Origin of the sequence: Streptomyces sp. CB01881, from assembly GCF_002953255.1 — a bacterium.
Lineage (GTDB): Bacteria > Actinomycetota > Actinomycetes > Streptomycetales > Streptomycetaceae > Kitasatospora.
On the sequence record NZ_CP026498.1, the window covers coordinates 8,568,052 to 8,593,955 of the forward strand.

The 25,904-nt window shown below is 71.5% G+C and carries 24 protein-coding genes and 1 pseudogene; 9 read left to right on the forward strand and 16 right to left on the reverse strand.

Features of this window, described 5'->3' with window-relative positions; genetic code table 11:
• The first annotated feature begins 93 nt into the window (after positions 1-93).
• A complete protein-coding gene (locus C2142_RS27440) occupies positions 94-381 on the forward strand; it encodes an amphi-Trp domain-containing protein (RefSeq protein ID WP_148645421.1) in 288 nt (95 codons plus the stop codon).
• Between the two features lie 50 nt (positions 382-431).
• On the opposite strand, the gene C2142_RS27445 is transcribed toward C2142_RS27440, so the two are convergent.
• The 9 genes and pseudogenes from C2142_RS27445 to C2142_RS27485 form a co-directional block, all read right to left on the reverse strand.
• A complete protein-coding gene (locus C2142_RS27445) occupies positions 432-1,001 on the reverse strand; it encodes a phosphatase PAP2 family protein (protein WP_241002807.1) in 570 nt (189 codons plus the stop codon).
• A complete protein-coding gene (locus C2142_RS27450) occupies positions 994-2,349 on the reverse strand; it encodes a diacylglycerol kinase family protein (protein ID WP_148645422.1) in 1,356 nt (451 codons plus the stop codon). The genes C2142_RS27445 and C2142_RS27450 overlap by 8 nt, the downstream gene beginning before the upstream one ends.
• 424 nt (positions 2,350-2,773) lie before the next feature.
• On the reverse strand, positions 2,774-3,241 hold the full coding sequence (locus C2142_RS27455) for a MarR family transcriptional regulator (RefSeq protein WP_148645423.1): 468 nt from the start codon (positions 3,239-3,241) through the stop codon (positions 2,774-2,776).
• A gap of 86 nt (positions 3,242-3,327) precedes the next feature.
• Positions 3,328-4,638, reverse strand: a complete 1,311-nt coding sequence (locus C2142_RS27460; protein ID WP_148645424.1) for an SgcJ/EcaC family oxidoreductase — start codon at positions 4,636-4,638, stop codon at positions 3,328-3,330.
• An 89-nt stretch (positions 4,639-4,727) separates the two neighbouring features.
• Positions 4,728-5,857: pseudogene (locus C2142_RS27465) on the reverse strand (FAD-dependent oxidoreductase); the annotation flags it as partial.
• Positions 5,858-5,894: 37 nt separating this feature from the next.
• Positions 5,895-7,118: an MFS transporter gene (locus tag C2142_RS27470; RefSeq protein WP_148645425.1), complete on the reverse strand. Its 1,224-nt coding sequence runs from the start codon at positions 7,116-7,118 to the stop codon at positions 5,895-5,897.
• A gap of 130 nt (positions 7,119-7,248) precedes the next feature.
• Complete coding sequence (locus C2142_RS27475) at positions 7,249-7,908, reverse strand: hemerythrin domain-containing protein (RefSeq protein WP_241002808.1); 660 nt, start codon at positions 7,906-7,908, stop codon at positions 7,249-7,251.
• 503 nt (positions 7,909-8,411) lie between these two features.
• Positions 8,412-9,299 carry a LysR family transcriptional regulator gene (locus C2142_RS27480; RefSeq protein WP_148645954.1) on the reverse strand — a complete coding sequence of 296 codons (888 nt, stop codon included), beginning with the start codon at positions 9,297-9,299 and terminating at the stop codon, positions 8,412-8,414.
• 677 nt (positions 9,300-9,976) lie between these two features.
• Positions 9,977-10,993 carry an alpha/beta hydrolase gene (locus tag C2142_RS27485; RefSeq protein WP_148645426.1) on the reverse strand — a complete coding sequence of 339 codons (1,017 nt, stop codon included), beginning with the start codon at positions 10,991-10,993 and terminating at the stop codon, positions 9,977-9,979.
• A 56-nt stretch (positions 10,994-11,049) separates the two neighbouring features.
• On the opposite strand from C2142_RS27485, the gene C2142_RS27490 reads away from it, so the two are divergent.
• The 7 genes from C2142_RS27490 to C2142_RS27520 all read left to right on the forward strand — a co-directional run bounded on the left by C2142_RS27490 (position 11,050) and on the right by C2142_RS27520 (position 16,878).
• Positions 11,050-11,262, forward strand: coding sequence for a hypothetical protein (locus C2142_RS27490; protein ID WP_153882824.1), 213 nt, complete (start codon positions 11,050-11,052; stop codon positions 11,260-11,262).
• 13 nt (positions 11,263-11,275) lie between these two features.
• Complete coding sequence (locus C2142_RS27495; protein ID WP_148645427.1) at positions 11,276-12,109, forward strand: alpha/beta hydrolase; 834 nt, start codon at positions 11,276-11,278, stop codon at positions 12,107-12,109.
• Positions 12,110-12,128: 19 nt separating this feature from the next.
• Entirely contained in the window at positions 12,129-13,034 is a 906-nt protein-coding gene (locus C2142_RS27500; RefSeq protein ID WP_148645428.1) for an alpha/beta hydrolase, read from the forward strand.
• Positions 13,031-14,599: an FAD-dependent oxidoreductase gene (locus tag C2142_RS27505; protein WP_148645429.1), complete on the forward strand. Its 1,569-nt coding sequence runs from the start codon at positions 13,031-13,033 to the stop codon at positions 14,597-14,599. The genes C2142_RS27500 and C2142_RS27505 overlap by 4 nt, the downstream gene beginning before the upstream one ends.
• 20 nt (positions 14,600-14,619) lie before the next feature.
• On the forward strand, positions 14,620-14,937 hold the full coding sequence (locus C2142_RS27510) for a hypothetical protein (RefSeq protein WP_148645430.1): 318 nt from the start codon (positions 14,620-14,622) through the stop codon (positions 14,935-14,937).
• A 40-nt stretch (positions 14,938-14,977) separates the two neighbouring features.
• Complete coding sequence (locus tag C2142_RS27515; protein WP_148645431.1) at positions 14,978-15,322, forward strand: DoxX family protein; 345 nt, start codon at positions 14,978-14,980, stop codon at positions 15,320-15,322.
• Between the two features lie 206 nt (positions 15,323-15,528).
• Positions 15,529-16,878, forward strand: a complete 1,350-nt coding sequence (locus tag C2142_RS27520) for a ferric reductase-like transmembrane domain-containing protein (RefSeq protein WP_148645432.1) — start codon at positions 15,529-15,531, stop codon at positions 16,876-16,878.
• Between the two features lie 131 nt (positions 16,879-17,009).
• Here C2142_RS27520 and C2142_RS27525 read toward each other — a convergent pair whose 3' ends face one another.
• A complete protein-coding gene (locus C2142_RS27525; protein ID WP_148645433.1) occupies positions 17,010-17,636 on the reverse strand; it encodes a TetR/AcrR family transcriptional regulator in 627 nt (208 codons plus the stop codon).
• 655 nt (positions 17,637-18,291) lie between these two features.
• The gene (gene glnA / locus C2142_RS27530; RefSeq protein ID WP_148645434.1) at positions 18,292-19,704 is read right to left on the reverse strand and encodes a type I glutamate--ammonia ligase; all 1,413 of its coding nucleotides are present in this window, start codon (positions 19,702-19,704) and stop codon (positions 18,292-18,294) included.
• Positions 19,705-19,957: 253 nt separating this feature from the next.
• On the opposite strand from glnA, the gene C2142_RS27535 reads away from it, so the two are divergent.
• The gene (locus C2142_RS27535; RefSeq protein WP_148645435.1) at positions 19,958-20,425 is read left to right on the forward strand and encodes an RDD family protein; all 468 of its coding nucleotides are present in this window, start codon (positions 19,958-19,960) and stop codon (positions 20,423-20,425) included.
• Between the two features lie 169 nt (positions 20,426-20,594).
• On the opposite strand, the gene C2142_RS27540 is transcribed toward C2142_RS27535, so the two are convergent.
• From C2142_RS27540 to C2142_RS27560, 5 genes are all read right to left on the reverse strand, one after another.
• Positions 20,595-21,284: a DUF4191 domain-containing protein gene (locus tag C2142_RS27540; protein ID WP_148645436.1), complete on the reverse strand. Its 690-nt coding sequence runs from the start codon at positions 21,282-21,284 to the stop codon at positions 20,595-20,597.
• A 150-nt stretch (positions 21,285-21,434) separates the two neighbouring features.
• Complete coding sequence (locus C2142_RS27545; RefSeq protein WP_148645437.1) at positions 21,435-21,620, reverse strand: hypothetical protein; 186 nt, start codon at positions 21,618-21,620, stop codon at positions 21,435-21,437.
• 161 nt (positions 21,621-21,781) lie between these two features.
• Complete coding sequence (gene lipA / locus C2142_RS27550) at positions 21,782-22,735, reverse strand: lipoyl synthase (protein ID WP_148645438.1); 954 nt, start codon at positions 22,733-22,735, stop codon at positions 21,782-21,784.
• Between the two features lie 245 nt (positions 22,736-22,980).
• Positions 22,981-23,778, reverse strand: a complete 798-nt coding sequence (lipB, locus tag C2142_RS27555; RefSeq protein WP_148645439.1) for a lipoyl(octanoyl) transferase LipB — start codon at positions 23,776-23,778, stop codon at positions 22,981-22,983.
• Positions 23,779-23,951: 173 nt separating this feature from the next.
• The gene (locus C2142_RS27560; protein ID WP_148645440.1) at positions 23,952-25,874 is read right to left on the reverse strand and encodes a GAF domain-containing protein; all 1,923 of its coding nucleotides are present in this window, start codon (positions 25,872-25,874) and stop codon (positions 23,952-23,954) included.
• Between the last annotated feature and the right edge of the window lie 30 nt (positions 25,875-25,904).

Consider the following 25,904-nt stretch of genomic DNA (forward strand, 5'->3'; position numbering starts at 1 on the left):
CAGCGAGCCCGGGCCCCAGGGCCGGGAACATCCGCGACGCAGATCGGCGCGGCTCTTCGGGGCGCGCGATCCCACTGAGGGTTGGAGGAAGTCGTGAAGGACCTCAAGTTCGAGCAGAAGAAGTCACTGTCGCGCCTTGAGGCCGCGGATCTGCTGTCGGCGATCGCCGCCGCACTGCGGCACGGCGATGGTGCCGAGCTGGATTTCGGCCCCGGGACGGTGAGCCTGCGGATCCCCGAGGAACTCCGCAGTGAGATCGAGATCGAGGTCGGCGACGGCCAGCTCGAACTCGAAGTCGAGCTCAAGTGGCCGGTCCCGCCGGCCGGTACGGAGTCGCCGCGGCCGGCGGCCGGCTCGCAGGACGAGTCCTCACCGGACTGAGATCCCGCCGGGCCGGTGCGCCCGCTGCGGATCGCCCGGAAGCCGGCCGGTCACCGGCAGGAAGGCTTCGGCGCCCAGCGGTTCGCGCCGGCCGTCACGGCGGCGGCGCTGGCGATGCCGATCAGCGCTCCGACCGCCACGTCGCCCGGGTAGTGGACCCCGGTGTGGACGCGGGAGTACCCGACCGCGCAGGCGAGCGCGCCGAGCGGGAACGCGAGCGCGGGAAGAGCGGATCCGGTGACCGCGGCGAAGGCGACCGCAGCGGCGGTGTGCCCGGACGGAAGGGAGGGGGAGGAGGGCATGGGGACGTGGCGCGCGGTGGTGCTCGCGGCTGCCAGGCGGTCGGGCCGCGGGCGTCGCACCAGCTGCTTGACCACCAGGTTCGCGCCGGCCGAGGCCGTCCCGACGGCGAGGACGCCGAGCAGTGCCGCGCGCCGTGTCCGGCCGGGGCGAAGGGCGAGCAACCCGGCCGTGGCCAGGGAGAGCTTGGAGTGGTCGGCGGCGGATGACAGGCGTCGCAGGCCGCGGTCGAGTGTCGGGGTCTCGGTGGCGGCCACCGTGGCGTAGACGGCGCTGTCGAGGGCCATCAGGTCGCGTACCACGTCACGGGCGCTAGCCATCGGCGCGCTCCGACGTGGCCGGGGCCGACCGGGGCCGGCCGAGGGCCAGCATGAGCAGTTCGCGCCAGTCGAGGGGCGGCGCAGCCGTCGGCGCACCGGGCCGGTTCCTGGGCACCAGGACCCGCAGCGCACCGGGGTGGACGCCGCAGGTGACGGGGGTGGGCAGCTGGAGCGCCTCACCGTCGACGGCGATCGGGATGAGGTCCGTGTCCGAGACCACCGTGACCTCCGGAGACGTCAGGACGCTCAGCCCGGGAGCCCGGGCGCCACGGAGAGCGACCTGCGCCGCCTGCGCGGCGTTGCTCACGTGGATCCCGACGACACCCAGGGTGCCGAGGTCGAGCCGGGGTCTGCGGGCGGCCAGGGCCGCGGGGGTGGGCGCGGCGTAGGGGTTGTTGCTGATCAGGAGGGCCTGCTGGGCCTCCAGGCGGTCGGTTGCCGTCAGTGCGTCGACCGGGTGGCCGGTGTAGCCGTGCAGCAGGTCGGGCAGCGCGTCCAGGGTGGCGCCGGCCTTGGCGTCGCGGTACTCGGGGCTTTGCACGATCTGCGCGTACACCCCGAAGGAGACCGTGTTGACGAAGGGCCGGCCGTCGACCGTGCCCAGGTCGACGCGCAGTTCCTCGCCGTCGCCGAGCGCGTCGAGGCACCGGTCGGGAGCGTCGCGGTCGAGGCCCAGGTCCATGGCGAAGTGGTTGCGGGTGCCGGCGCAGATCACCAGGAACGGCAGGTCGTGCTCGGCGGCGACCGCGGCCACGAGGGCCTGCGTGCCGTCGCCGCCGGCGACCCCGAGCAGGTCCGCGCCGTCGGCCACGGCGCGGCGGGCGATCGCCCCGACGTCCGTCCGGGTGGACGGGTCCAGCAGCACGACCCGCGCGCCGAGTGCCTCGGCCTTCTCCACCAGCCCGAAGCGTTCGACCTTGCCGCCCCCGGACTTCGGGTTCATGATCAGCACCGGATGCAGGGGAGCCCGGGACGGGACCGCCCGCATGCCCTGGGGCCTTCGGGTCACGCGCAGGGCCGCCCTGGCACAGAGCCCCGCCGCCCCGAGGAGCACGACGGCGACCAGTGCCGCGGGCCACAGGTCCGCCCGGGCGTAGAGCACCAGCACGGCTGCGGGGGCGGCGAGGGTCAGCAGCGCCCCGGCCACCCGCAGGGCACCGTGCTGGGACAGCACCCACCAGGTCCCGGCCGCTGCGACGACCAGGCAGACCACCCCGATGACGACGATCAGCAGGCCGCCGGCCCCGCGCACGGCCACCAGCGCCACCAGTGCGCCCGCCAGGAAGCCCAGTGCCAGCCGCGCCAGCAGACGTCCTCGCGCGGCCGAGGGTGAATCGGTCGGGCCCATTCCGCTCCCTCCTGCCGTCCCGGACGGCGCCAGGTCGGTCCCCACGGTGGGAGGTACGACATGGTGGTGCCACCCGTGCCAGGATGTGCGCCACCGGCCGGCCCGGCACCCCGTGAGGGCCGAACGGCGGACGGCCTGCGCGCCCGCCCGCATCGCGGGCCCGCGAACGCCGGACGACGGCCTCCGGAATTCCGACAGCGCCGACACCTCGGCGTAGGCGGCCAGGCGTCGGATCGCCCTCATGGCCGCTCCCCAACGACACGAAACCCCTGGTCCGGCCACCTGACGAAGTGGCCGGACCAGGGGTGTTCGTCTCAGCTGATCGGGTTGCCAACAGTGTCGGCAACCGCCGGGCGGGCCGGGCCGGCCGGCTGCACCTTGTGCCGGCTCGCGAGGGGTGGGGCGTCCGAGGCCCGTCGGCCCGTCAGGCCACCGTCCCGCCCGCGTTGCGGATCAGCTGCTGAAGCACCTTCACCGTGGTGACGTAGTCCGCGTCGTCAACGCCCTCGTGGAGGGCGGCGCGGATCGCGGGGGCATTGCGCGCCAGGTCGACCCGGGCTCGTTCCCCTTCCCCGGTGAGCCACAGGCGGTCCTCGCCGTCCCGCCTCAGCCAGCCGCGCTCGACGAGCACCGCGGACTCTGCCGCCAGGTCGTCCTCGGGCCGGATGTAGGACCTCATGGCCTCCCTCAGCTCAGGCAGGGTCATCCCCTCGCCATCGGGTGAGATGTCGTTCACCGACAGGTTGCGCAGCAGCCAGAACTGCGGCTGGGTGTAGCTCTTCTCGGCCTGCCGGGCCCGGGTGAACGCGATCAGCGCCTCGTAGGCGATACCGGTCCAGTAGGCGGCGGGCTGTCCGGCGAGTTCCGCATCGGACATCTGCTGGGGCGTCATGGAATCTCCCTCTCCTGTCACTTCGAGCGCGAAGCCTGCACTGCAAGCCGTGCAAGCCGTGCAAGCCGTGCAAGCCGTGCAGGTCGTCAGTCGACCGCGATGGTGTTCTGGGCGGCGCCGACGCGCCAGGTGCCGTCCTCCTTGACCACTATGTAGAATGGGCGGCCCTCGGGCCGGTCGGCGATCCGGGTGCCGTCGTGGCGGACCGGCTGCTGGCGGACGTTCACCGCGGCGACGTCGGGCCGCAGGAACAGCACGCGCTCGACGTCGTAGACGGCGGTCGACTCGGCCGTCGCGCCGGGCAGCACCTTCCGGGTGAAGGCCGCGATCTCCTCGAAGCCCGACAGCCGCTTGCCGTGGCCGGTGGTCCACACCGGGTCCTCCCGGCGGAAGACACCCAGGAACCGGTCGACCTCCTCGTTCTGCTGGGCGTACTCGACCTCGGCGACCAGGAGGCGGATCGCGGCCACCTCGGCGTCGGTCTCCGGGCCGTCGGGGGCACCGAACACCTCGACCGGCCGGTACGAGCCCGACACCAGCTCGGTCAGCACGCCCGGCCGGCCCGGTCGCCAGCCGAGGGCGGTACGGGCGGCGGCGCCGCTGACGCTCTGGTCGAGGGCGAGCGCGTCCGCGAAGAGCGGGCCGAAGATTTCGGCGGCCTGCTCCGCCGGCACCGCGTGCGGGGTGGCGAGCACTCCGGCTGCGCGGCCGGCGGCCCGGGCGAGGTCACGGACCGGGACGGCCGACTCGCCGACGCCGTGCCAGACGGTGCCGGCCTCGGCCCGCTCGACGGCGGCCACGAACAGCTCGGCCAGGTCGTCCACGTGGACGGTCGGCCAGCGCACACCCTCCTCGCCGTAGTACTCGGGCACCTCCTGCCGGCGGGCCCGGTCGACGAGGATGGCGGGAATGCCGCCGCCGCGGCCGTACACGATGCCCGGCCGGACGACGACCGCGCGCACGCCCTCGGTGACCTCGGCCAGCACCCGCCGCTCGATCCGCGGGCGGTAGCCGACGATGTCGATCGGGTTGGTCGGGCTCTCCTCGCCGACCTCCTGGGCCTCGCCGGTGGCGCCGAGCACCCAGACGCCGCTGGTGTAGACGAAGGGGCGGCCGGTGCCGCGCAGCGGAGCGGCGAGCGCCTCGATGACGGCGGTGTCGACGTCGGCGTCGCCGCTCGGGGGAGCCAGGTGGATCACCGCCTCGATCTCGGAGGTCACCGTGCCGGCCAGCGAGGCCGGGTCGGCGGTGTCGCCGACCAGCTGGGCGTGCCAGGCCCGGCCGGGCTGTGGCTCGGCGCCACGGGTGAGCGCGACGACCTGGTGGCCGGCGGCGGCGAGGTGGTCGGTGACGGCGGAGCCGATGTAGCCGGTGGCACCGGTGAGCAGAACCTTCATGACATTCCCGTCTTGATGAACGAGACGTTACGTCTCGTTCGATGGCATGGTGACGTGCTTCGAATCCGCGCGGTGCGCGGGGTCTCGTCTCAGAGATTGATCATTTGTCCGGCGATGCCGTGGATCGCTTCCTTCAGGGCCTCCCCGAGGGTCGGGTGCGCGTGTATGTTGCGCGCCACATCGTGGACGGTCAGGTCCCACTGCTGAGCGAGCGTCAGCTCGGGCAGCAGCTCGGTGACGTCCGGGCCGATGAGGTGCGCGCCGATGATCTCGCCGTACTCGGCGTCCGCGACGACCTTCACGGAGCCGGCCGGGTCGCCGAGGCCGTGCGCCTTGCCGTTCGCGGCGAACGGGAACCTGGCCACCCTGACGTCGTGCCCCCGCTCACGGGCCTGTGCCTCGGTCCAGCCGAAGCTGGCGATCTGCGGTCGGCAGTAGGTGGCGCGCGGGATCATCGGGTGGTCGAGCTCCATGGTCTCGGCGTCCGCGATGGTCTCGGCGGCGACGATGCCCATGGCCTCGGCGGTGTGGGCGAGCATCAGCTTCGCGGTCACGTCGCCGATGGCGTAGATGTGCGGCACGGAGGTGCGGCAGCGGGCGTCGACGTCGATGGCGCCGCGCTCGGTGAGGGCCACGCCGGTGTGCTCCAGGCCGTAGCCGGAGACGTTCGGCGCGAAGCCGATGGCCTGCAGGACCTTGTCGGCCACCAGGACCTGTTGCACGCCGTCCTTGCCGGTGACGGTGACACGGACCTGCGGGCCGGATTCGTCGATCGCCTCGACCCGGGTGGAGGTGAGCACCTGGATGCCCGACTTGCGGTATTGCCTGTGCAGTTCGGCGGAGATCTCGGCGTCCTCCAGCGGGGCGATCCGGTCCAGGAACTCGACGACGGTGACCTGCACGCCGTAGTTGTGCAGCACGTACGCGAACTCGATGCCGATCGCGCCGGCCCCGGCGATGACGATCGACCGCGGCAACTCCTCGGCGAGGATCTGCGCCTCGTACGTCACGACGCGCTCGCTGCGGGCGGTGCCGGGCAGCAGGCGCGGGGTGGCGCCGACGGCGATGACGCAGTGCTCGAAGGACACGGTGCGGATGGTGCCGTCCGGCTCGGCGATCTGGAGGGTGTTCGCGTCCAGGAAGGTGCCCCGCCGTCGTACTCGGTGATCCCGTTCTTCCTCATCAGGTGGTGGACGCCCTTGACCCGGCCGTCCGCGACGGTTGGGAGTTCCTCAGGTGTGGGAGCGACTTGGGCGTCAGCCGGTTGTGCCGCGGGTCCGCCAGACGGTCAGGCTGGTCAGCAGGCCGACCGCCGCACCGACCCAGAGCGCGGCGGTGAGGGTGGCGGCGTCGACGACGAGACCGCCGAACAGGGCGCCGAGGGCGATGGCGAGGTTGAACACCGAGGTGTTCAGGGCGGTGGCCGCCTCGGCCTCCCGGGGCGCCGACTGCAGGATCCAGGTCTGCACGCTCACCGGAACCCCGCCGAAGGCCAGGCCCCAGCCGATCAGCAGCGCGATCCCGCCGGCGGGGCTGGTACCGACGAGCGGGAACAGCGCCAGGATCACGGCGAGCAGCAGGCCGATGGCCGTGATCACCCGGCGGACGTCACGTCCCACCAGCGCGCCGGCCAGGAAGTTGCCGAGGATGCCGGCCGCGCCGAAGGCGAGGAGGAGCGGGCCGACCATGCCCTGGCTGATGCCGGAGACGTCCTGCAGCACCGGGCTGACGAAGGTGAACGCCGCGAAGTGACCGCCCACCAGCAGGAACGTGGTCAGCACCCCGGCGCGGACGGCACGGTTGCGCAACTGCGCCCCGAGCGTGCGCAGCCGGACCGGGTCGCTCGCGGGCAGCGACGGCAGCAGGACGAGCAGGGCGCCCACGACGAGCAGGCCGAGGCCGCCGACGGTGGCGAACGCGGCCCGCCAGCTGCCGAACTCCCCGATCAGGGTCCCGGCCGGCACACCCAGGACATTGGCGGCCGTGGCGCCGCCGAACGTGATGGCGGTCGCACGGCCCACGTACGCGGCGGGCACCATGCGCACCGCGATTCCGGCGGCGAGCGCCCAGAAACCGCCGATGCTGATGCCGACCAGGAACCGCGAGGCGAGCAGGACGGTGAAGTCCGGGGCGAGCACGGACAGCAGGTTGGCCCCGGCCATCAGGCCCAGCAGGACGATCAGGACCGTACGTCGGTCACCGCGTCGGATCAGCACGGGCAGAAGGGGCGCGGTGGCGGACGCGACGAGACCGGGCACGGTCACCATCAGACCCGCCGTCCCCTCGGAGACGTCGAAGGTGCCACCGATCGGAGTGAGCAGGCCCATCGGCAACTGTTCGGCGGTCACCATGGCGAAGGTGCCGACGGCCACCGCCACCAGGGCGAGCCATCGTCGTAGCGGGACGACGGCCGAGGGGCCGGGCCCGGACGTCGGCGCGTGGCCGGCGTCGGTGCCCCGGATGGGCTCGACGGTGGTCATGAGGGAACTCCTTGAGTGGGATGGGCTGAGGGGAAACCGGTCCACGGGCACGGACCCGCCCGTGGACCGCGGGAGAGGAAGGGACGGCAACACGCCGAGAACGGCGGAGGGCTTCGGGGGAGGGCAGGGCTCAGGGCCGGGTGATGGTCAGAGCGCCCCGGGTACCCCACCGGTCGAGCACCGCGTAGGCGGGCTGCCACTGGTGCGCGTACGCGTGGTGCGCGGACTCGGGCAGGAGCTGCGTCAGAACGGCGGCCACGGTCCGCTCGGTGACGCCGTCCAGGAGCCACGGCAGGATCCGTGCCGCATCGGCCCTGATCCGCTGGGCGTGGACGCGCCCGAAGTGCTCCCACTGCTCCTTGCCCAGGATGATCTGGACCAGCGGGAAGACGGCTTCCTCCTCGTGGCGGAGGTGTCCGCGTAGACCGGTGACCAGCGAGCCGATGAGCTCACCGAACAGGTCGAGCCCGACATCGGGGCCGGCCAGCGCCTGGTCGATCGCCTCGATCAGGAGGGCGAGCGAGGCGTGCTCGGCCTCGATCGCCTCCAGCCGCACCAGGGAGAAGGGGCGGCCGTACAGGGCCTGGCGCAGGGAGGGCCACAGGGCGTCGTCCTCGGCGGCGTGGTGGGCGTGCAGAGCACTCCGGAACAGCTCCCAGCCCGCGGCGCTGCGCAGGACGTGCCGGGGATCGGGGTGGGCGCGGGTGGTGGCTCGGGCAAGGTGGTGCAACTCCCTTCGTAAGGCGTTGTGCATCGCGTACGTCACGGTCATGTCGAACCTGTCTCGCACGTCTGTCTGACTCCTGGTGCCGGTGACCGGGTGAGCCCGTGTCAGGCAGTGGCGCCGTGACTGGTTCTCCGGGAACAGGGCAGCGGAAAGCCATGCCTGACGAGCGGGACATCATGGAGAGGGTGGCCGGGCGGGGGACGGCGGGGTGGGCCCGAGGCCCTCGACGAGCAGCCTGCCCGGGTGCCTCAAGCCTCCCGTGGGAGCCGTGTCCGGATCAACGCAAGCTTCGTGCGTCGATCGATAACCCGACCGTTATCGCCGGACAGGAGCGGTGGCGGAACGACGCGCCCGGGAGGCCTTCCCGGCCTGGCAGAGGAGCCGCACTCCGATCGGGACGGCCGAACGGCTCCGGGAAGGAACCCCGCGGCCGTGTCCGTTCGGCCGGCGGCCTCGACGCACACCGCCCGGCTCCGGTGTCGGGCGGCGGGGCGAGCACTCTGCGGCAGCCGATCGCTACCTCACCGGCGACGGCGGCATCCTCGACTCCGGGACGTGACTGTTCGTCAGAACCGGAGCGTGCCGAGTTCGCGCACCGTGTCGGCGAGCGCACGGATCGGCTCGTTCTCGGCGTCGGTCCGCCAGATCAGGGCGTAGGACAGCGTCGCCAGGTCCGGGACGGGTATCCAGCGGACGTTCGGCATGCCCCAGTGCCGGGCGACGTGGCTGGGGAAGCCGTGGATGATCTCGCCCATGCCGACCCGGTTGATCAGGTCCTCCGCGTCGGTCACGGGCCGACCGCGTTCGATCGTCCGGCCCCGGGGCGAGTGGAAGGGCAGGTAGCCGTCCTCCCAGTAGTCCGGCATGGCGGGTGGCATGGGGTGCGGGAAGTCGGCGAACATCTCCAGTCGCACCGACGTGTGCCGGGCGAGCTCGTGGTCGGCGGACACGGCGAGGATCCGGGGGTCCGTCAACAGGACCGGGCCGACGGTGAAGTCCGGTTCCTTCACGGGCAGCCAGCCGACCAGGACGTCCAGGTCGCCGTCGCGGAGCCGGCCGAACGGATCGATGTACGCCAGTTGGCGGACCTCCAGCTCCCACTGCGGGTACCGGGAGCGGAACTCCCTCCAGTAGAAGTGCAGGTCGACGATGTTGAACGGCATCATGCCGACGCGGAGCCGGCCGGTGACGCCGCGGGCGGCGAGCCGGGCGCGTTCCAGGGACTCGTGCAGGCCCGCGTAGACCGGCTGCAGGTCGTCGCGCAGCTGGCGTCCGACGTCGGTCAGGCGCACGGTGCGGCTGGTGCGCTCGAACAGCACGGCGCCGATGCGCCGCTCCTGCTTCTTGATCGCCTGGCTGACCCGGGCCTGGGAGACCCGGAGCCGCTCGGCGGTCCGGCCGAAGTGCAACTCCTCGGCCAGCACCAGAAAGATCTCGATGTCCCGCAGCTCCATCACGCCCCCGTGTCCTTCTGCGGCTCGACAACCCAGGGGCTGTCGAGCCGCAGAAGTATATGTTGGCCGCCGCTTCGTGCGCAGGAGCAGTGACCGGAGCGGGCGTGCCGGCCGGCGGACCTGCCCGCCGGAGCCGGATGACGGGTTGCTGTGGCCACCGGAACCCGTCGGGCGCAGGGAGCAACTGCGCGTGGAAGCCGGGGCGGCCCGCCGGCGGGTACGGGCTCATCCTGCGGTGGCGGGCGAAGCAGATGCCGAGTCCCAGGAGCCCGGCACTTCGTTCTTCCGCAGGTCAGTACAAGTGCCGACCTGCGGAAACACGAGTGCGAGCTCGTTGTTTCCGCAGGTCGGAGGCCCTCTTACAGGTCGTAGTTCTGATCGAACATGCCCCTGACCTGCGGAAATATGGGCCTCGCAGAAGAACATTTCACAACCAGTGCACACGCGGCGGCCTCAACGGATGGGTGGCGCCGGAGTGTGCTGGGCGATGCTGAGAGGTCGCGCCGCGACGGAACGGCGGCCGTGAGCACAATCGCCGTCTCCACGGCAACGACCGCGTGAAGGCCCGTAACAAGTCCGGGGGAGTGGTGACAAGGACGCTCAGCAACGGGATGCCGACGGTGATGCCGACCTGCTGTGGCCTGGTCGTCGAGGCTGGTCGGGCATGTTCGGGGCGGTCAGGGTTTTGCCAGGGCAGTTCGCAGAGCGTCGAGGGCGGCGGTGCGGAAAGCGGTCATTGAAGGTGCTTTGCCGTCGAGCAAGGCATCAGCACCGTGGTACATGCCTGATTCGAGCCGCAGCTCGCAGGCGACGCCGGCCTCGCTCAGGCGTCGGGCGTAGTCGACGTCTTCGTCGTGGAACAGGTCGAGGTCGCCCACACCGATCCACGCGGGCGGCAGCCCTTCGAGGTTCCTGCGCCTTGCCGCCGCGATATAGGGGCGATCGTCGCGGTCCTGTGGCGGGCGGCCGAGGTAGGAGGTCCAGGCGAAGCGGTTGGAGTTCGGGGTCCACGTATAGATGGCGCTGTTGGGAGGGTCGACGCGCAGAGCCGTGCGGTCGTCGAGCATGGGGTAGAGGAGGAGTTGGAACCGGACCGGCACTCCTGAATCGTGGGCGCGCTGGACTACGGCGGCGGCGAGTCCGCCTCCGGCGCTTTCGCCGCCGACGGCGATGCGGGCGGGATCGATGCCGAGGGCGGCGGCACTGGCGTGAAGCCAGCGGAGCGCACCGAAGCAGTCGTCCAGAGCTGCGGGGTACGGATTTTCGGGTGCGAGGCGGTAGTCGACGCTGACGACCAGAGCGCCGAGTTCGTCGGCAACGCGGCTGCACCAGGTGTTCTCCTGCCGAGCGGCACCCATGACGATTCCTCCGCCGTGGATCCAGAGCAGCGCTGCGCGCGGCGCTTGGCCCGATGCCTGGTAGGTGAGCACCTCGACGGAGGGGTCGTCGGTCGTGGCCGGCAGTGTGCGCCGCTCGACGCGGACGTCGGGCCTCAAGGCGGCTCCCGCCAAGGGCACGAGGCGGCGGGCGACGGCCAGAGTGACCGGGTTGCCGAAGTTCAGCGGGAGGAAGAGCACGGGGTGCCGCAGCTCGCGGGGGACTGCCGCCAGAGCGCGGCGACGTGCGCTGATCGCCGCGGCAGCGCCGAGGGTCGCTGCGGCGCCCAGGCCGCTGAGAACGCGTCGGAGTGTCATGTACTGCACACCTTTCGTTCGGGTGGTCGCGGTTCCCGGCTTCCAGGGGTGGCGCCTTGCCGGTCGGCCGCGGTTTCCAGGTCGGGCAGTGGTTGCCGGCAGATCTCGGCCTCGTCGCCGGGAGGGCCGAACATCCGCAGCGGATCTTCGGCGACCTGGTCGGCCGCTTCGGCGTCGTCGCGTTCTGGGTTGTCGTGCAGGAGTCGGCCGAGGCGGGGCGCCGCGCTCGCGACGAGGGCTTCCGCTTGACACGACCACCTTATCGGTAACACTGTATCCATTATGAGTACCTGGTCTGAGCCCCAGCCCGATTCCCGGTTCGTCGAGGTGGACGGCCTGCGGATCCACTACAAGCGCGCCGGGCACGGCCCGGTACTCGTGCTGCTGCACGGCAGTGCCTCGTCCCTGCAGCACTTCGACCGCGCGGCGGATCTGCTGTCGGATTCGTTCGACGTCATCCGTCCGGACCTGCCGGGGTTCGGACTGACGGGCCCGCGCCCGGACCGCGACTACCGGGTTCCGGCGTACGCCGCGACGGTGGCGGGCTTCGTGGCGGCGCTGGGTGTGCCGCGCTACGCGGTGGCCGGAAATTCCCTGGGCGGCAACATCGCCTGGAACGTCGCGCTGGATCATCCGGAGCGGCTGACCGGCCTGGTGCTGGTCAATGCCACCGGCTACCCGGAGAAGACGGTGCCCGCGGGGATGCGCCTGGCCCGCAACCCGCTGGTGCGGCCCCTGGTGAGGCGGGTGATGCCGCGCGGGGCAGTGGAACGCAGCCTGCGCGAGGCCGTCGGGCCGCATGCGCAGATCGTGGACGACGCCATGGTGGACCGCGCTTACCAGCTGATGAGCCGCCCTGGTAACCGCTCGGCCTTCGTCGACTTCTGCAACACCGACCAGCCGGACCGCAGCGCGCAGATCCCCCGCATCACGGTGCCCACGCTGGTGCTGCGCAGCGCGGGCATCGACGGCCAGCACTTCACCCGCGACATTCCCGGCGCCCAGGAGCTGGTCCACCCCCACGGCGGACATCTGCTGCCGGAGGAGGAACCGCAGTGGGTCGCGTACGCGATCGCGAAGTTCCTCGGCTCCTGCGCCGGCACCCCCGCGAACTGAGGGCAAGGAGACCCGTGCCATGAAGTACTTCGTCGCCCCGGGCGAGGACCTCAAGCTCACCGCCGACTCGCGCAAGGCGCTGCGCGGCAGTTACGTCGAGCTGTCCGACGGCGTCACCCACTACGAGTTGACGGGGCCCGAGGACGGGGACGTGGTCCTGATGGCGGGCGGTCTGACCATCCCGCTGTCCTACTGGGACGGCCTCGTCAGCGAACTGCACACCCACGGGCTGCGCACGCTGACCTGCAGCGCCTACGGCCGCGGCTACTCCGACCGGGTGCGGGCGCGGTACGACGAGACGCTGTTCACCCGGCAGCTGGCCGAGCTGACGGACCGGCTCGGCCTGACGGCGCGGCCCCTGCACCTGGTCGGCACCTCCATGGGCGCGCTCGTCGCCATGACGTACGCGGCCCGGTACCGCTCGCAGGTGTCCACGCTCACCATCGTCGGACCCGCCGGTCTCGCGAAACCGCGGTTGGCCTCCCCCGACCGGCTGCTGCGCAGCGACCTGCTGGCCGGAGTTGTCGCCCGCCGTCGCGGCCTCCGGCTGCTCCAGGGCCACCTCGGGCACAACGTCCGGGACCCCGAGCTCGGCGCGGAACTGACCGAGATGGTCCTCGACACCCTCCGCTTCGAGGGCTCGCTGTACGCGGTCTTCGACACCCTGCAGCACCTGCCTCTCACCGGCCGTGACGACCTCTTCCGGCGAACGGGGGCACTGGGCATTCCGATGCTGCTGCTGTGGGGCGACGAGGACACCGTCACGCCGCCGGTGCACTTCGACACGGCGCGCACCCTGCTGAAGCCCCAGAAACATCACGTCATCACCAAGTGCGGGCACATGGCCCCGTTCGAACGGCCTCGCGACGTCGCCGACCGGCTCGTCCCGTTCGTGTCCGCACGCACCGAAAGGCTCGACTCATGAACAACCCGCAGACCATCGACGTACTGATCATCGGTGCCGGCCCCTCGGGCTCCGCCCTGGCGATCGACCTCGTACGCCGCGGACTCGACGTCCGGATCGTCGACAGGTCCCCCCACACCTTCGACGGCTCGCGCGCCAAGGGCATCCAGCCCCGCAGCCTCGAAGTCCTCGAAGACCTCGGCGCCCTCGACGACGTGCTGGCCGGCGGCGACCTCTACCCCAAGCTCGGGCTCCATGCCGGACCCCTCGGCGTGCCGTGGAAGATGTTCCCCACCAAAGACGCAACCCCGGACGTCCCGTACCCGAACACCTGGCTGATCCCGCAGTTCCGCACGGACCGCGCCCTGCACGCCCGGCTCGGTGAGCTCGGCCGCGAGGTCGAGTTCAACAAGGAACTGACCGAGCTGACGCAGGACGAGGACACGGTGCTCGCCACGGTGGTGGGCGCGGACGGGGTCGAGGAGATCGTCGCCCGCTACGCCGTGGGGGCCGACGGCGGCTCCAGCGCGGTGCGCAAGCAGCTCGACATCGGTTTCGCCGGGACGACGGACGAGTCCGACCGCGTGCTGATCGTGGACGCCTCCGTCAGCGGCCTGGCCCGCAACCGCTGGCACATGTGGCCCGGCCTCGGCGGCAAGCTCATCGGCGCCTGCCCGCTCCCCGGCAGCGACATGTTCCAGTGGATGATCCGGCTCACGCCCGACGAGGAGCCGCCCCAGGAGATCGGCGCCATCATCGACCGGATCCACTCCCACACCCGCAACCGGCACATCCAGCTGCACGAGATCCACTGGAAGTCCGTCTTCCGGCCCAACATCCGTCTCGCGGAGCACTACGGCCGCGGACGCGTCTTCCTCGTCGGCGACGCGGCGCACGTCCACACCCCGGCCGGTGCCCAGGGCCTGAACACCGGTATGCAGGACGGCTACAACCTCGGCTGGAAGGTCGGCCAGGTCCTGGCCGGCGCCGACCCGGCTCTGCTGGAGACCTACGAGGCCGAGCGGCAGCCGATCGCCGCCGGGGTCCTGGGACTGTCCACGGAGAAGTGGGGCGGCATCGCCAAGCTCGACCCGTCCAGCATGAAGCGCGGCAAGGACGAGCAGCAGCTCGCCCTGACCTACTACGGCGGCCCGCTCGCCCCCGCCGACGGCAGCGGCACCGGCACGCTGCACGTGGGCGACCGCGCCCCGGACGCCCGACTGCTCGGCGCCGACGGCGCCGAGGCCCGCCTGTTCGACCTCTTCCAGGGACCGCACTTCACCGCCATCGCCTACGGCCCCGGCGCCGCCCGGGACCTCGACCTCCTCGACTGGCCGACGACGGGCGCCCAGCTGAAGCGGCTGACCGTCGGATCGGCCGCGGGCGACGGCCGGGCCTTCTCCGACCCCGGGAACACGCTGCGCAATGCCTACGGCCTGACCGGCGACACGCTGCTGCTGATCCGCCCCGACGGCTACCTCGGGCACATCGCCACGCGGGACTTCCTCACTACGACACAAGCCGCCGTGCGGGCGATGACGCCGCAGACAAGGAGCCGCACCATGTCCCAGCCGAGCCACACCTAACCCGGTCCGGGGTCCCCTGCATGAGCCGCACACTGCTGCGCGGGGCACAGGTCATCACGATGACGCCGGACCGGCCGGACGCCGAGCACGTCGACATCCTCGTCGACGGCGAGACCATCGCAGCCGTCGGCGAAACCATCGAGGCGCCCAGGCTCCGGGCCGGGGCACGCTGCGCGACGAATGCACAGGAATGGACCGTCGCCGACAAGCCCCGAACTGATCGGCCAAACCGCCCGTCTGGACGCCGAGCGATGCGCCCGGCCCGCAACCCGACCGCGCCCGCCCCATCGAATAGCAGTCTCGTGACGACCTGCGCGCCATCGGATCATCACCCTTGACGCCCCCGCCGCCCCGACGCCGACACCCTGGAATCACCTCATGATCCTCACCAATACCCTCGCCTGCCTCATCGCCCTGATCTTCGGGGCAAGCGGAGTGCTCAACACACTCGCATTGCCGAAGGCACGCGAGCTGGCCGCCGAGACCGGCTTCTCCGTCGCCGCTTACCGCCGCATCGGCGTGCTGCAACTGGCAGGAGTCGCCGGCGTGGCGCTCGGCCTCGCCGTGCCGCCGCTCGGCGGCCTCGCGGGGGTCGGGCTTCTCCTGCTGCTCGCCGGAGCTGTGGTCGTACACGTGCGCAGGGGCGACCCGGTTGCCAAACTCGTGCCCGCCGCCGTGTGCGCGGTGCTTGTCGCCTCATACCTCGCGGCCTTGTTCGCCTGAAGCGCTGCCGATCGAGTCCACGCCTCCACGGATGGGCAGCGCCAGAAGGCGCCCTGAAAGCAGAGAATCGGCTACACTGTAGCCAGTATTAGAGTGGCAGGAACCGCAGCCACCTGGGCCCGATGGCGCTGAAGCCGCGACCCCACGGTCCGCCCGACTTCACCAGCGCCCCTTCGTCCACAGTGCCGACCCCCGAGGGGTAGACGATGCCCGTCCTGATCGCGATAGCGATCTACGCTATCCGGATCGCACGCGCCCCCTTGGACGCGCGCCTGAAGAAGCGCCACGTCGGACCCCTGTCGGTCACGACCGGAGCGGTCATGCTCTACCTGGCCTGGGACTGGCTCAGGCCCGAGGGCCTCAGCGCCGTCTATTTCATCGGCGAGTTCGCCGGCGTCCTGTCCGCCTACCTGATGTCCTGCACCCTGGTGCTGGCCACCCGCCTGATGTGGTTGGAGCAGTGGTTCGGCGGCCTGGACCGCATGTACCGTCAGCACAAGCGGTACGCCGTGTGGTCCATGCTCCTGCTCACCCCCCACCTGCTCCTCCACTTCTTCTCCGGTTTCGACGGGAGCCAGTACGGCTACGCCCACCAAACCGCTTCGGTAGGGATGGGCCATCTCCTCGGCGCCGTCTCCGCCATCGGCCTGCTGCTGCTCGTCCTCATCTCACTCGGCCAGGTCGGCCGCATCCTCCGACTGCCCTACGTGCGCTGGCTGTTCCTGCACCGCCTCACTGGCCTGCTGCTCCTGTCGGCGCTGTTGCACGGCTGGTTCCTCGATCTCGTCATCAAGGGATCCACGCCCCTCCTGGCGAGCTACGTCATCATGGCCACCATCGGCATGACCGCCTACGCCTACGACGAACTGGTGCTGCGGCGCAGGGAGCCCCGGGCGGACTACACCATCCACCGGGTCGAGCGGCCGACACCCGACATCCTCGACCTCACCCTCACGCCCACCGGCGAGACGGCGCTTCCCGTGACCGGAGGTCAGTTCGTCTACCTGCGGGTCGGCGGCTGGCACGAACACCCCTTCAGCGTCGCAGGAACGCAGGCCGACGGCTCAGTACGCCTCACCATCCGTGCCCTGGGCCGCGGTACACGCGGCCTCTACACGGGCGTGAGTGAAGGACACCCCGCAACCCTCAAGGGCCCCTACGGCATGTTCGACCACACCCTCGGCGGACCCCGGCAGATATGGATCGCGGGCGGCATCGGTATCGCGCCCTTCCTCGGCTGGCTCACCCACCCCGGTGCGGCGCCGGCCCAAACCGACCTCTTCTACTGCGCCCCCACCGCCGAAGACGCCCCGTTCCTCCCGGAACTCACCGCAGCGGCAGCAAACCGCCCCGAGTTCCGGCTCCACCCGACGTTCAGCCGCAGCCACGGCCGTCTGACCGCTGAAAGAATCGAGGCCGAGGCCGGACCGATCACCCCCGACACGCACGTCTTCCTCTGCGGCCCCGCCTCAATGATCGAAAACCTCACTCGCGCCCTCCATCGCCAGGGCGTCCCCCGCGAGCATCTCCACGCCGAGCACTTCGCCCTCCGCTGACGAAGCGCCGACCACGCGGGTCACGACAGCTGTGGGCCTGACCATCCGGCGACCGGTTGCCCCCGGACGCCTGTGCGCCGGCCGAGATGACTCCGTAGGCGGGCGGCTCAGGTTCGCGTCGTCCTGGCTGGTCAGGCGTCGTCGTGCAGGTGGGCGAGCCCGCTGAGAAGGAGTTCGAGTCCGAAGGAGAACTCATCCTCGATCGGAACGGGCATGGACCCGGCGACGGTGGCCGTTGCCGGGAACGAGGCTGGGTCGACGCTCTGGAAGACGGCGGACAGTTGTGCGTCGTCGAGTTGCCCTCCGCCGCCGTGACCGTTGACCTGTATGGCGAATCCGAGGACGTAGCGGGCGAGGGTGGCAAAGGAGTGCGCCGCCAGTCGGGGCGGGAAGCCGCTGTCGAGCAGCGCCGCGACGCAGTGCTCCCGCAGTGCCATGGCGTTCGGCCCCAGGGGTATCTCTTCGACCACCAGGCGCGCAGCGTTCCGGTGCCGGGCCAGGGCGTCGAACATGGTGTGCGCGACCGTCCGCAGCGCTTGCTGCCAGCCCATCGCGAGGAGTTCGTCGCCATTCAGTTCCACGGCGCCGAACATGCGGTCCACGACATGGGCGACCAGCGCTGTCCGGTTGTCGAAATGCCGGTACAGCGTCGCCGTGCCCGAGCCCAGGCGCTGGGCCAGCGTCCGCATCGAGAGAGCGTCGGCCCCTTCGTCGTCCACGATCTGCAGTGCGGTGGAGACGATGCGCTCCAGCGGCACGGGCGGACGCCCCGGGCCCCGACCCGATGCCGGGGTCGCTCGCGTAGGACCAACTGCTGCCACTGAAACGTCCACCTCCTCGGCCAACACCATAACAGCAACACCGTATCCACTATGGAGACCGCGGGTTGGACACCGAGTGGCGGCGCCCCCCTTCGATCCGCCCCGGTGTCGTCGCAGGTACCCAGTTGCTCGCCTGGGATGGAGCTGCTCGCCTGGGATGGAGCGGGCCGCGCGCAGCACGCGGTCGCGGCCCCGCGTTGCCCGCCCTGTGCCCGGCCTAGATCACCGGCTGAGGCGTGCTCAACTACGGCCCGAGGGCGGCGATGACGGCAGGCTCCGCTGCTTGGCGAGCACGGGTGACGCCTCGCCTGCGGGGGTTGCAGTGCTAGTAAGAGATCGAACCCGTTGAGCCGGCAACCGCGAGCGATGGCTACTGAAAGTAGCGAGATGGCGTACTGCCCGGTGCCGGCAAGGGCAAGAGGGCATCATCGCGAGTTCGATCTACCCGTGCTCATTTCACACTCATTTCACATCGCGAGCCCCAGAGGCGCTCCGGCCGACCCCTCCTCAGACGTTTCCGCAGGTCAGGGCCCTGCCTGACCTGCGGAAACGATGAGAGATCGAACTGCGTTTCCGCAGGTCGGAGCGGGTCCTACAGGTCGTAGTAGAGCTCGAACTCGTGCGGGTGCGGGCGCAGGGCGATCGGGGCGATCTCGTGGGTCCGCTTGAAGTCGATCCAGGTCTCGATCAGGTCGGGCGTGAAGACGTTGCCCGCGAGCAGGTACTCGTGGTCGGCCTCCAGGGCGTCCAGGACGGCCGGCAGCGAGGACGGCACCTGGGGGACGTTGGCGTGCTCCTCCGGGGCCAGCTCGTAGAGGTCCTTGTCGACCGGCTCCAGCGGCTCGATCTTGTTCTTGATGCCGTCGAGGCCGGCCATCAGCATCGCGGCGAAGGCCAGGTACGGGTTGGACGCCGGGTCCGGCGCGCGGAACTCGATGCGCTTGGCCTTGGCGTTGGAGCCGGTGATCGGGATGCGGATCGCGGCCGAGCGGTTGCGCTGCGAGTACACCAGGTTGACCGGCGCCTCGAAGCCCGGGACCAGCCGGTGGTAGGAGTTCACCGACGGGTTGGTGAAGGCCAGCAGCGACGGGGCGTGCTTGAGCAGCCCGCCGATGTAGTAGCGGGCGGTGTCGGAGAGCCCGGCGTAGCCCTGCTCGTCGTAGAAGAGCGGCGAGCCCTCGGTCCACAGCGACTGGTGGACGTGCATGCCCGAGCCGTTGTCGCCGAAGATCGGCTTCGGCATGAAGGTGGCGGTCTTGCCGTTGCGCCAGGCGACGTTCTTGATGATGTACTTGAACAGCATCAGGTCGTCGGCGGCGTGCAGCAGGGTGTTGAACTTGTAGTTGATCTCCGCCTGGCCGGCCGTGCCGACCTCGTGGTGCTGGCGCTCGACCTCAAGGCCGGCCGCGGCCAGCTCCAGGGACATCTCGGCGCGCAGGTCGGCGAAGTGGTCGACCGGCGGGATCGGGAAGTAGCCGCCCTTGTACTTGACCTTGTAGCCGCGGACGTCACCCTCGGCGGAGCCGGTGTTCCAGGCGCCCGCCTCGGAGTCGATGTGGTAGTACGAGGCGTTGGCGCTGGTGTCGAAGCGGACCGAGTCGAAGACGTAGAACTCGGCCTCGGGACCGAAGTACGCGGTGTCGGCGATGCCGGAGGAGGCGAGGTAGGCCTCCGCCTTCTTGGCGACGTTGCGCGGGTCGCGGCTGTAGGCCTCGCCGGTGACCGGGTCCTGGATGAAGAAGTTGATGTTGAGGTGCTTCTCGGTGCGGAACGGGTCGAGCCGGGCCGTGGCCAGGTCCGGGACGAGTGCCATGTCGGACTCGTGGATGGCCTGGAAGCCGCGGATCGACGAGCCGTCGAACATCAGGATCTCGGACGGGTCGAAGGTGGCCGCGGGCACGGAGAAGTGCTGCATGACGCCCGGCAGATCGCAGAACCGGACGTCGATGAACTTCACATCGTTGTCCTGAATGAACTGCTTCACTTCGGCGGCGTTGTTGAACATCCATCCTCCTCGGCGTGCGAATGGGCTCACCCTAGGAATGGCCCGTTTCCAACCGGTGACCCGGTCGTTTCCTGAATGTTAACCGGCGGTGTTGAACGGGCGGCAAAGTCGTACGCTCCGGGACAAAACGCTTCGCCCTCCCAGGCTGGGCCTCCCGAGTGGTCTGGACCACTTGGAAAGCGTCCGGAGGCGCGATTCACCCTCCGGGGGAGGCGGTGCAGGCCCGGACCGTCCGCCCGGTTAGTGTGGATTCGTGGACACCAGAGAAGCGTTGGGATCGTGGATCGACGGCCCGAAGGCGGCCGCCGAGAAGATGGGCACCGACTTCGGCTACCGCGGTGAGCGCCTCGGACTGCCGCACGAGGGCCCCGGTTCGATCGCCGGTCCGGGCCGCCGGCTGGGAGCACTGTTCGTCGACGGCTGGCTCGTCTCCCTGGTCGCCTTCGGGCTGATCGCCCAGGGCTCCCCGGGCTCGGCCAACATGTGGACCACCCCGCTCTTCTTCGCCGTCACCGCGCTGCTGCTCTCCACCACGGGGACGACCGTCGGCAAGCGGCTGTTCGGCCTGCGGGTGGTGCGCCTGGACGGCAGCCGCGCGACCATCCCGCAGGTGCTGCTGCGCACGCTGCTGCTCTGCCTGCTGGTGCCGGCCCTGGTCTGGGACCGCGACTCCCGGGGTCTGCACGACAAGGCGGTCGGCACCGCCGAGGTCCGCATCTGACACCGGAAGGCGCCCTGAAGGCCCCTCGGTGGCCGGTCGAGCGCCGTGGAGGCCCCCGGCGGCCGAGGCCCTGAAGGCCCCGGACCCCGCAAGGCCCCTGCAAATGTCGAACGGCCCCGCCGCGGAACTTCCGCGGCGGGGCCGTTTCGTGCGAATGGGGAGGGGTGGGTCAGCGGGCCTGGCCGCCCTTGGGCATCCGGGCACCCTTGGGCATCGGGCCCTTGGGGATCGGCGCCTTGGAGAGCAGGTCGCCCAGCGCGCGCAGCCGGTCGTTGGTCTCGGTGACCTGGGCCGGAGTGATGGCGCGCGGCAGACGCATCAGGTGGATCTGCAGCTTCTTGAGCGGGATCTCGCCCTCGCCGTCGCCCACCACGATGTCGTGCACCGGGACGTCACCGACGACCCGGGCCATCTTCCTCTTCTCTGAGGCCAGCAGCTGGCGCACCCGGTTCGGGTTGCCCTCGCCGATCAGCGCGATGCCGGCCCGGCCCACGGCGCGGTAGACCGCGTCCTGGTTGCGGGTCACCGCCACCGGGGTGGGGCTCGCGCTCCAGCCTCGTCGGATGTTGTTGAGCACCGCCGCCACGGCTCCCGGCTGCCCCTCCATCTGCCCGAACGCTGCGCGCTCGGCCCGGCGCCCGAAGACGATCGCCATGGCCAGGAAGGCCACGATGAAGCCCAGGATGCCCAGGTAGATGGGGTGGTCGATTGCGAAGCCGATGGCGAGGAACACGCCGAAGGTCAGCAGGCCGACGCCGGCGATGATCAGGCCGATCTTGGTGTCGACCTTCTTGGTCATGGTGTAAGCCAGGCGGATCTGCTTCAGCCGCCCGGGGTTCTCGGATGTTTCCCTCGCCATAACGCTCATGGTACGTGCCGTGGGTACGGGATATCCAAGCCCGGGTGCCCGTTCGCCCCGAACCGTGACCCGGGTGAGCCCGCGCAGTTGCGTACGGGTGCGAACACCGGGCGCCCGGCCGGCGGTGCGCGGCCTGCCGGGCGGGCCCCGCTACCGGCGTGCGGCCCCGGCGGCCGGGCTGCCGGGGCGCGTGTCGCGCTCGCGGTCCGCCGCGTACTGGCGGTTCTCGCAGACCGCCGCCCAGGCGTTGCGCCGGGCCTGGCGCTGGCCGCCCGCCAGCAGCACGCTCTCGGCCAGCCGCAGCGCGGTGCTCACGGACCGGATGCCGACCTGCATGTCGAACAGCTCCCCTCGTGGCGGAAATGATTCGAACGGTCTCATCATCACCACCCCGTGTTACCAGCCCGTGACCTGGCAGTCAAAGCGGGATGAACCCGGAGAACCCGAAGGGCGGAGCCGAGGCTCCGCCCTTCGGTGGCCTGAAGTCGCCGCTCCGGTCAGACCGCCGCCTGCTCGCGGCGCTCCAGGGCTTGCCGGTACAGCCGCCCGGCGCGGTACGAGGAGCGCACCAGCGGGCCGGACATGACGCCGGCGAAGCCCAGCTCCTCGGCCTCCTGCTGGAGCTCGACGAACTCGTGCGGCTTCACCCAGCGCTCCACCGGGTGGTGGCGCAGCGACGGGCGCAGGTACTGGGTGATGGTGATCAGCTCGCAGCCGGCGCCGACCAGGTCGGCCAGCGCCTGGCTGACCTCCTCGCGGGTCTCGCCCATGCCCAGGATCAGGTTGGACTTGGTGACCAGCCCGGCCGCGCGGGCCTGGGTGATGACGTCCAGCGAGCGCTCGTAGCGGAACGCGGGCCGGATCCGCTTGAAGATCCGCGGAACCGTCTCGACGTTGTGCGCCAGCACCTCGGGGCGGGACGAGAAGACCTCGGCCAGCTGCTCGGGCACCGCGTTGAAGTCGGGGATCAGCAGCTCGACGCCGGTCCGCCCGGCCTCGCGCGCGGCCGTCATCTCGTGCACCTGGCGCACCGTCTCGGCGTACAGCCAGGCGCCGCCGTCGTCCAGGTCGTCGCGGGCGACGCCGGTGATGGTGGCGTAGTTGAGGTCCATGGTCACGATGGACTCGGCAACGCGGCGCGGCTCGTCGCGGTCGAACTCGGCGGGCTTGCCGGTGTCGATCTGACAGAAGTCACAGCGGCGGGTGCACTGGTCACCGCCGATGAGGAAGGTCGCCTCGCGGTCCTCCCAGCACTCGAAGATGTTGGGGCAGCCGGCCTCCTGGCAGACCGTGTGCAGCCCCTCCTTCTTCACCAGCGACTGGAGGGCGTTGTACTCCGGGCCCATCTTCGCGCGGGTCTTGATCCACTCGGGCTTCCGCTCGATGGGGGTCTCGCTGTTGCGGACCTCCAGGCGGAGCAGCTTCCTGCCGTCGGGTGCGACAGCGGACACGTGCGACTCCTAGAACTAGACGGGGTACCCCCAGGGTACGCCTGTGCTTGTACGGCCTTCGCCGGGCCTGCAGCCCGCAATCGCAGGGCAACATCACTACCGGCGGGTAGATTCCCCGGGCGTTCCGGGGGTTTGCCCGGAGCTGCCGGGCGGACGGCCCGGACGGCCCCGGACGGGGAGCCGGGCGGGGAGCCGGGCGGACGGCCCGGACCAGGGACCCGGGCGGACGGCCCGGGCCCTCCCGGTCAGCGGCTGAGTGCCGGTTCCGGCAGTTCGGCGAACACGTCCGCCAGGTGCTTCTCGACCGCGTCCAGCGCCTCGCCGACCGGGAACTCCCGGCCGAGCTCACCGGAGAGCGACGCGACGCCCGCGTCCCGGATGCCGCACGGCACGATCCGGTCGAACCAGGTCATGTCGGGATTGCAGTTCAGCGCGAAGCCGTGCATGGTCACCCCGCGCGAGACGCGCACGCCGATCGCGGCGAGCTTGCGGTCGTCGCCGCGCTGCCCGGCGTTGGACGGCGCGTACTCCGGCCCGGCGAGCCGCGGGTCGATGCCGAGCGGCAGGCCCATCCGCAGGGTCAGCTTGCCGAGGTCGACCACCTGCGACGGGTCCACCACCGCGTCCGGGATGGCCTCGCCCAGTACCCAGACCCCGCTGCGGCCCTCGACCCGGGTGGTCTCCACGCCGAAGTCACCGCAGGCCCGGATCAGCGACTCCTCCAGCCGGCGCACGTACGCGACGACGTCCATCGGCTCGGGGAGCTTCACGATCGGGTAGCCGACCAGCTGGCCGGGGCCGTGCCAGGTGATCTCGCCGCCCCGGTTGACCTCGACCACCGGGGTGCCGTCCAGCGGCAGGTCGGCCGGGTTGGTGCGCCGGCCCATCGTGTAGACGGGCGGGTGCTCCAGCAGCAGCACGGTGTCGGGGATCTCGTCCGCGACCCGCAGCGCGTGCAGCCGCTGCTGCTCCGCCCAGGCCTCCTGGTAGGCGACGGCGCCCTCGCCCATGCCCATCCGCACGAACCGCACGTTCGCGCTCATGCGCCCACCTCACCGTGCTCGGCGGTCACATCGCGGAACGCGGACCTCTCGATGGTTCGCTCGCTCACTGCTGCTGCTCCTTGCCAGGCGTTCGAGACCAACCTCGCCACTGTACGCCCCGGCCGTGACCGGTCGTTCAGGTGTCCGAGGGCGGCCCGGGTCCGGCGGTCCGCTCAGGCGCCCGCGAGCAGTTGGAGGCGCAGCGCCAGCTGGAGCTCCAGCGAGCGCTCGGGGTGGTTCCAGTCGCGGCCGAGCAGCACCTCGACCCGGTCCAGCCGCTGCACCACCGTGTTCACGTGGACGTGCAGCTCGTCCTTGGCCCGGGTCAGGCTGCCGCCGCAGTCGAAGTAGGCGCGCAGCGTCCGGACCAGCTCGGTGCCGCGCCGGGCGTCGTAGTCCAGCAGCGGGCCGAGCGTCGCGCCGACGAAGCCGTCGACGTCGTGGCCGTCTCCGAGCAGGACCCCGAGGAAGCCGAGCGCCCGGGCCGAGGCGCCGTCCCCGGCCCGGCCGAGCACCCGCAGCGCCCGGACGCAGCGCAGGCCCTCGGCGTACGAGGCGGCGAGCGCCACCGGGCCGGCGGCGGGCCGGCCCGCGCCCACGGTGACCGGGAACCCGGCCAGCCGGGCGAGCCGCTGGGCGGCCCGCTCGGCCGCCTCCTGGGGGGCGCCCGCCGAGCCGTCGTCCGGGAGCAGCAGGACGACGGCCTCGCCGTGCTCCGCGCTGATGCCGCGCGAGCCGAACAGGTACCCCCCGGCGGCGCCCGCCAGCCGGCTGCGGTCGGTGGCGGCGCTGCCGGGGGCGCCGGCGGGCTCGGCGACCAGTACCAGGTGCGGGCGGCCGAGGTCCACGCCGAGCCGGCGCCCGCGCGCGGTCAGCCCGGCCGGGTCGCGGTCGGGGGCGGTGAGCAGGTCGGCGAGCAGCTCGCCGCGGACCCGGTTCTCGGTCTCGGCGACCGAGCGGCGCAGCAGCAGGAGCAGCGCGGTGACCACGCCGGCCCGCTCGAACAGCCGCCGGTCGGCGTCGTCCAGGCCGGGCCGGCCGCGCAGCACCAGGGTGCCCAGCGGCTCCTGGCCGGCCAGCACCGCGCAGACCCAGGCGTCGCCGTGCCGCACCGACCGGCCCTCGGAGCGGGACGCGGCCACCGCCTCGGCCAGCCCCTCGGCGGGCGCGGCCCGGCCGGCCAGCGGTTCGCCGCCGGTGTCCAGGACGGCTATCTCGCCGCCCAGCAGGGCGGCCACCGCGGCGGCCACGTCCGGTACCTCGGCGCCGCGCAGCACCAGGTCGGTGAGCCGGTCATGGCCCTGCTCGGCGCGCTGGACGGCGGCGGCGTGGGCCCGGACCAGCTCGTTGGCGGTGTTCAGCTCGGCGAGCGCGGCCCGGGTGTCGGCCAGCGACTTGGCGGTGTCCAGGGCGATCGCGGCGTGCGCGGCCAGGGTGCAGAGCAGCGCGACCTCGTCGGGGGAGAAGGCGCGCGGCGAGCGGTCGGCGGCGAACAGGACGCCGATCACCTGCCCGCCGAGCAGCAGCGGCACCCCGATGATCGCCACCAGCCCCTCGTCGAGCACCCCGGCGTCGATCGTGCCGGTGTGGTGGAAGCGCTCGTCGGTCCGGTAGTCGGGGGTGGCGTACGGGCGGGCGGTCTGGGCGACCAGGCCGCCGAGGCCGTCGCCGAGGCTGAGCCGCAGGGTCTGGAAGAGCACGGACACCGAGCCGTCGGTCACCCGCATGTAGGTGTCGCCGGCGGCCTCGTCCGGGAGGGTCAGGTAGGCGGTGTCGGTGCCGAGGAGCATCCGGGCCCGGCGGACGATCGCCTGGAGCACGGTGTCGAGGCCCCGGGAGGCGGCGAGGTCCCCGGCGGTGTCGAACAGGGCCGTCAGCTCGGCCTCGCGGCGGCGGTGCTGACGCAGCGTCCGGTGCACCCGCAGCGCCTGCCAGGTGGCGTCGTCGATCTCGCTCAGCACGGCGCCCGGCGCCCCCCGGCGGCGCGCGTCGGCCAGCACGTCGGCGAAGTCCTCGGTGGCGGCGCCGGAGGCGAGCAGGTCGAGCAGCCGCCGCAGCGCGGGCGCCGAGCCGGTGTGGGGGAGGGGGTCGTTCACGGTACGGCCGCCAATCGGCAGTGGGTCACA

Bases quoted from the DNA above. Each gene is read 5' to 3' on its own strand.
- C2142_RS27445 (WP_241002807.1), bottom strand. From the start codon at position 1,001: ATGGCTAGCGCCCGTGACGTGGTACGCGACCTGATGGCCCTCGACAGC.
- C2142_RS27450 (WP_148645422.1), bottom strand. From the start codon at position 2,349: ATGGGCCCGACCGATTCACCCTCGGCCGCGCGAGGACGTCTGCTGGCG.
- C2142_RS27455 (WP_148645423.1), bottom strand. From the start codon at position 3,241: ATGACGCCCCAGCAGATGTCCGATGCGGAACTCGCCGGACAGCCCGCC.
- C2142_RS27460 (WP_148645424.1), bottom strand. From the start codon at position 4,638: ATGAAGGTTCTGCTCACCGGTGCCACCGGCTACATCGGCTCCGCCGTC.
- C2142_RS27470 (WP_148645425.1), bottom strand. From the start codon at position 7,118: ATGACCACCGTCGAGCCCATCCGGGGCACCGACGCCGGCCACGCGCCG.
- C2142_RS27480 (WP_148645954.1), bottom strand. From the start codon at position 9,299: ATGGAGCTGCGGGACATCGAGATCTTTCTGGTGCTGGCCGAGGAGTTG.
- C2142_RS27485 (WP_148645426.1), bottom strand. From the start codon at position 10,993: ATGACACTCCGACGCGTTCTCAGCGGCCTGGGCGCCGCAGCGACCCTC.
- C2142_RS27495 (WP_148645427.1), top strand. From the start codon at position 11,276: ATGAGTACCTGGTCTGAGCCCCAGCCCGATTCCCGGTTCGTCGAGGTG.
- C2142_RS27500 (WP_148645428.1), top strand. From the start codon at position 12,129: ATGAAGTACTTCGTCGCCCCGGGCGAGGACCTCAAGCTCACCGCCGAC.
- C2142_RS27505 (WP_148645429.1), top strand. From the start codon at position 13,031: ATGAACAACCCGCAGACCATCGACGTACTGATCATCGGTGCCGGCCCC.
- C2142_RS27510 (WP_148645430.1), top strand. From the start codon at position 14,620: ATGAGCCGCACACTGCTGCGCGGGGCACAGGTCATCACGATGACGCCG.
- C2142_RS27515 (WP_148645431.1), top strand. From the start codon at position 14,978: ATGATCCTCACCAATACCCTCGCCTGCCTCATCGCCCTGATCTTCGGG.
- C2142_RS27520 (WP_148645432.1), top strand. From the start codon at position 15,529: ATGCCCGTCCTGATCGCGATAGCGATCTACGCTATCCGGATCGCACGC.
- glnA (WP_148645434.1), bottom strand. From the start codon at position 19,704: ATGTTCAACAACGCCGCCGAAGTGAAGCAGTTCATTCAGGACAACGAT.
- C2142_RS27540 (WP_148645436.1), bottom strand. From the start codon at position 21,284: ATGGCGAGGGAAACATCCGAGAACCCCGGGCGGCTGAAGCAGATCCGC.
- C2142_RS27545 (WP_148645437.1), bottom strand. From the start codon at position 21,620: ATGCAGGTCGGCATCCGGTCCGTGAGCACCGCGCTGCGGCTGGCCGAG.
- lipB (WP_148645439.1), bottom strand. From the start codon at position 23,778: ATGAGCGCGAACGTGCGGTTCGTGCGGATGGGCATGGGCGAGGGCGCC.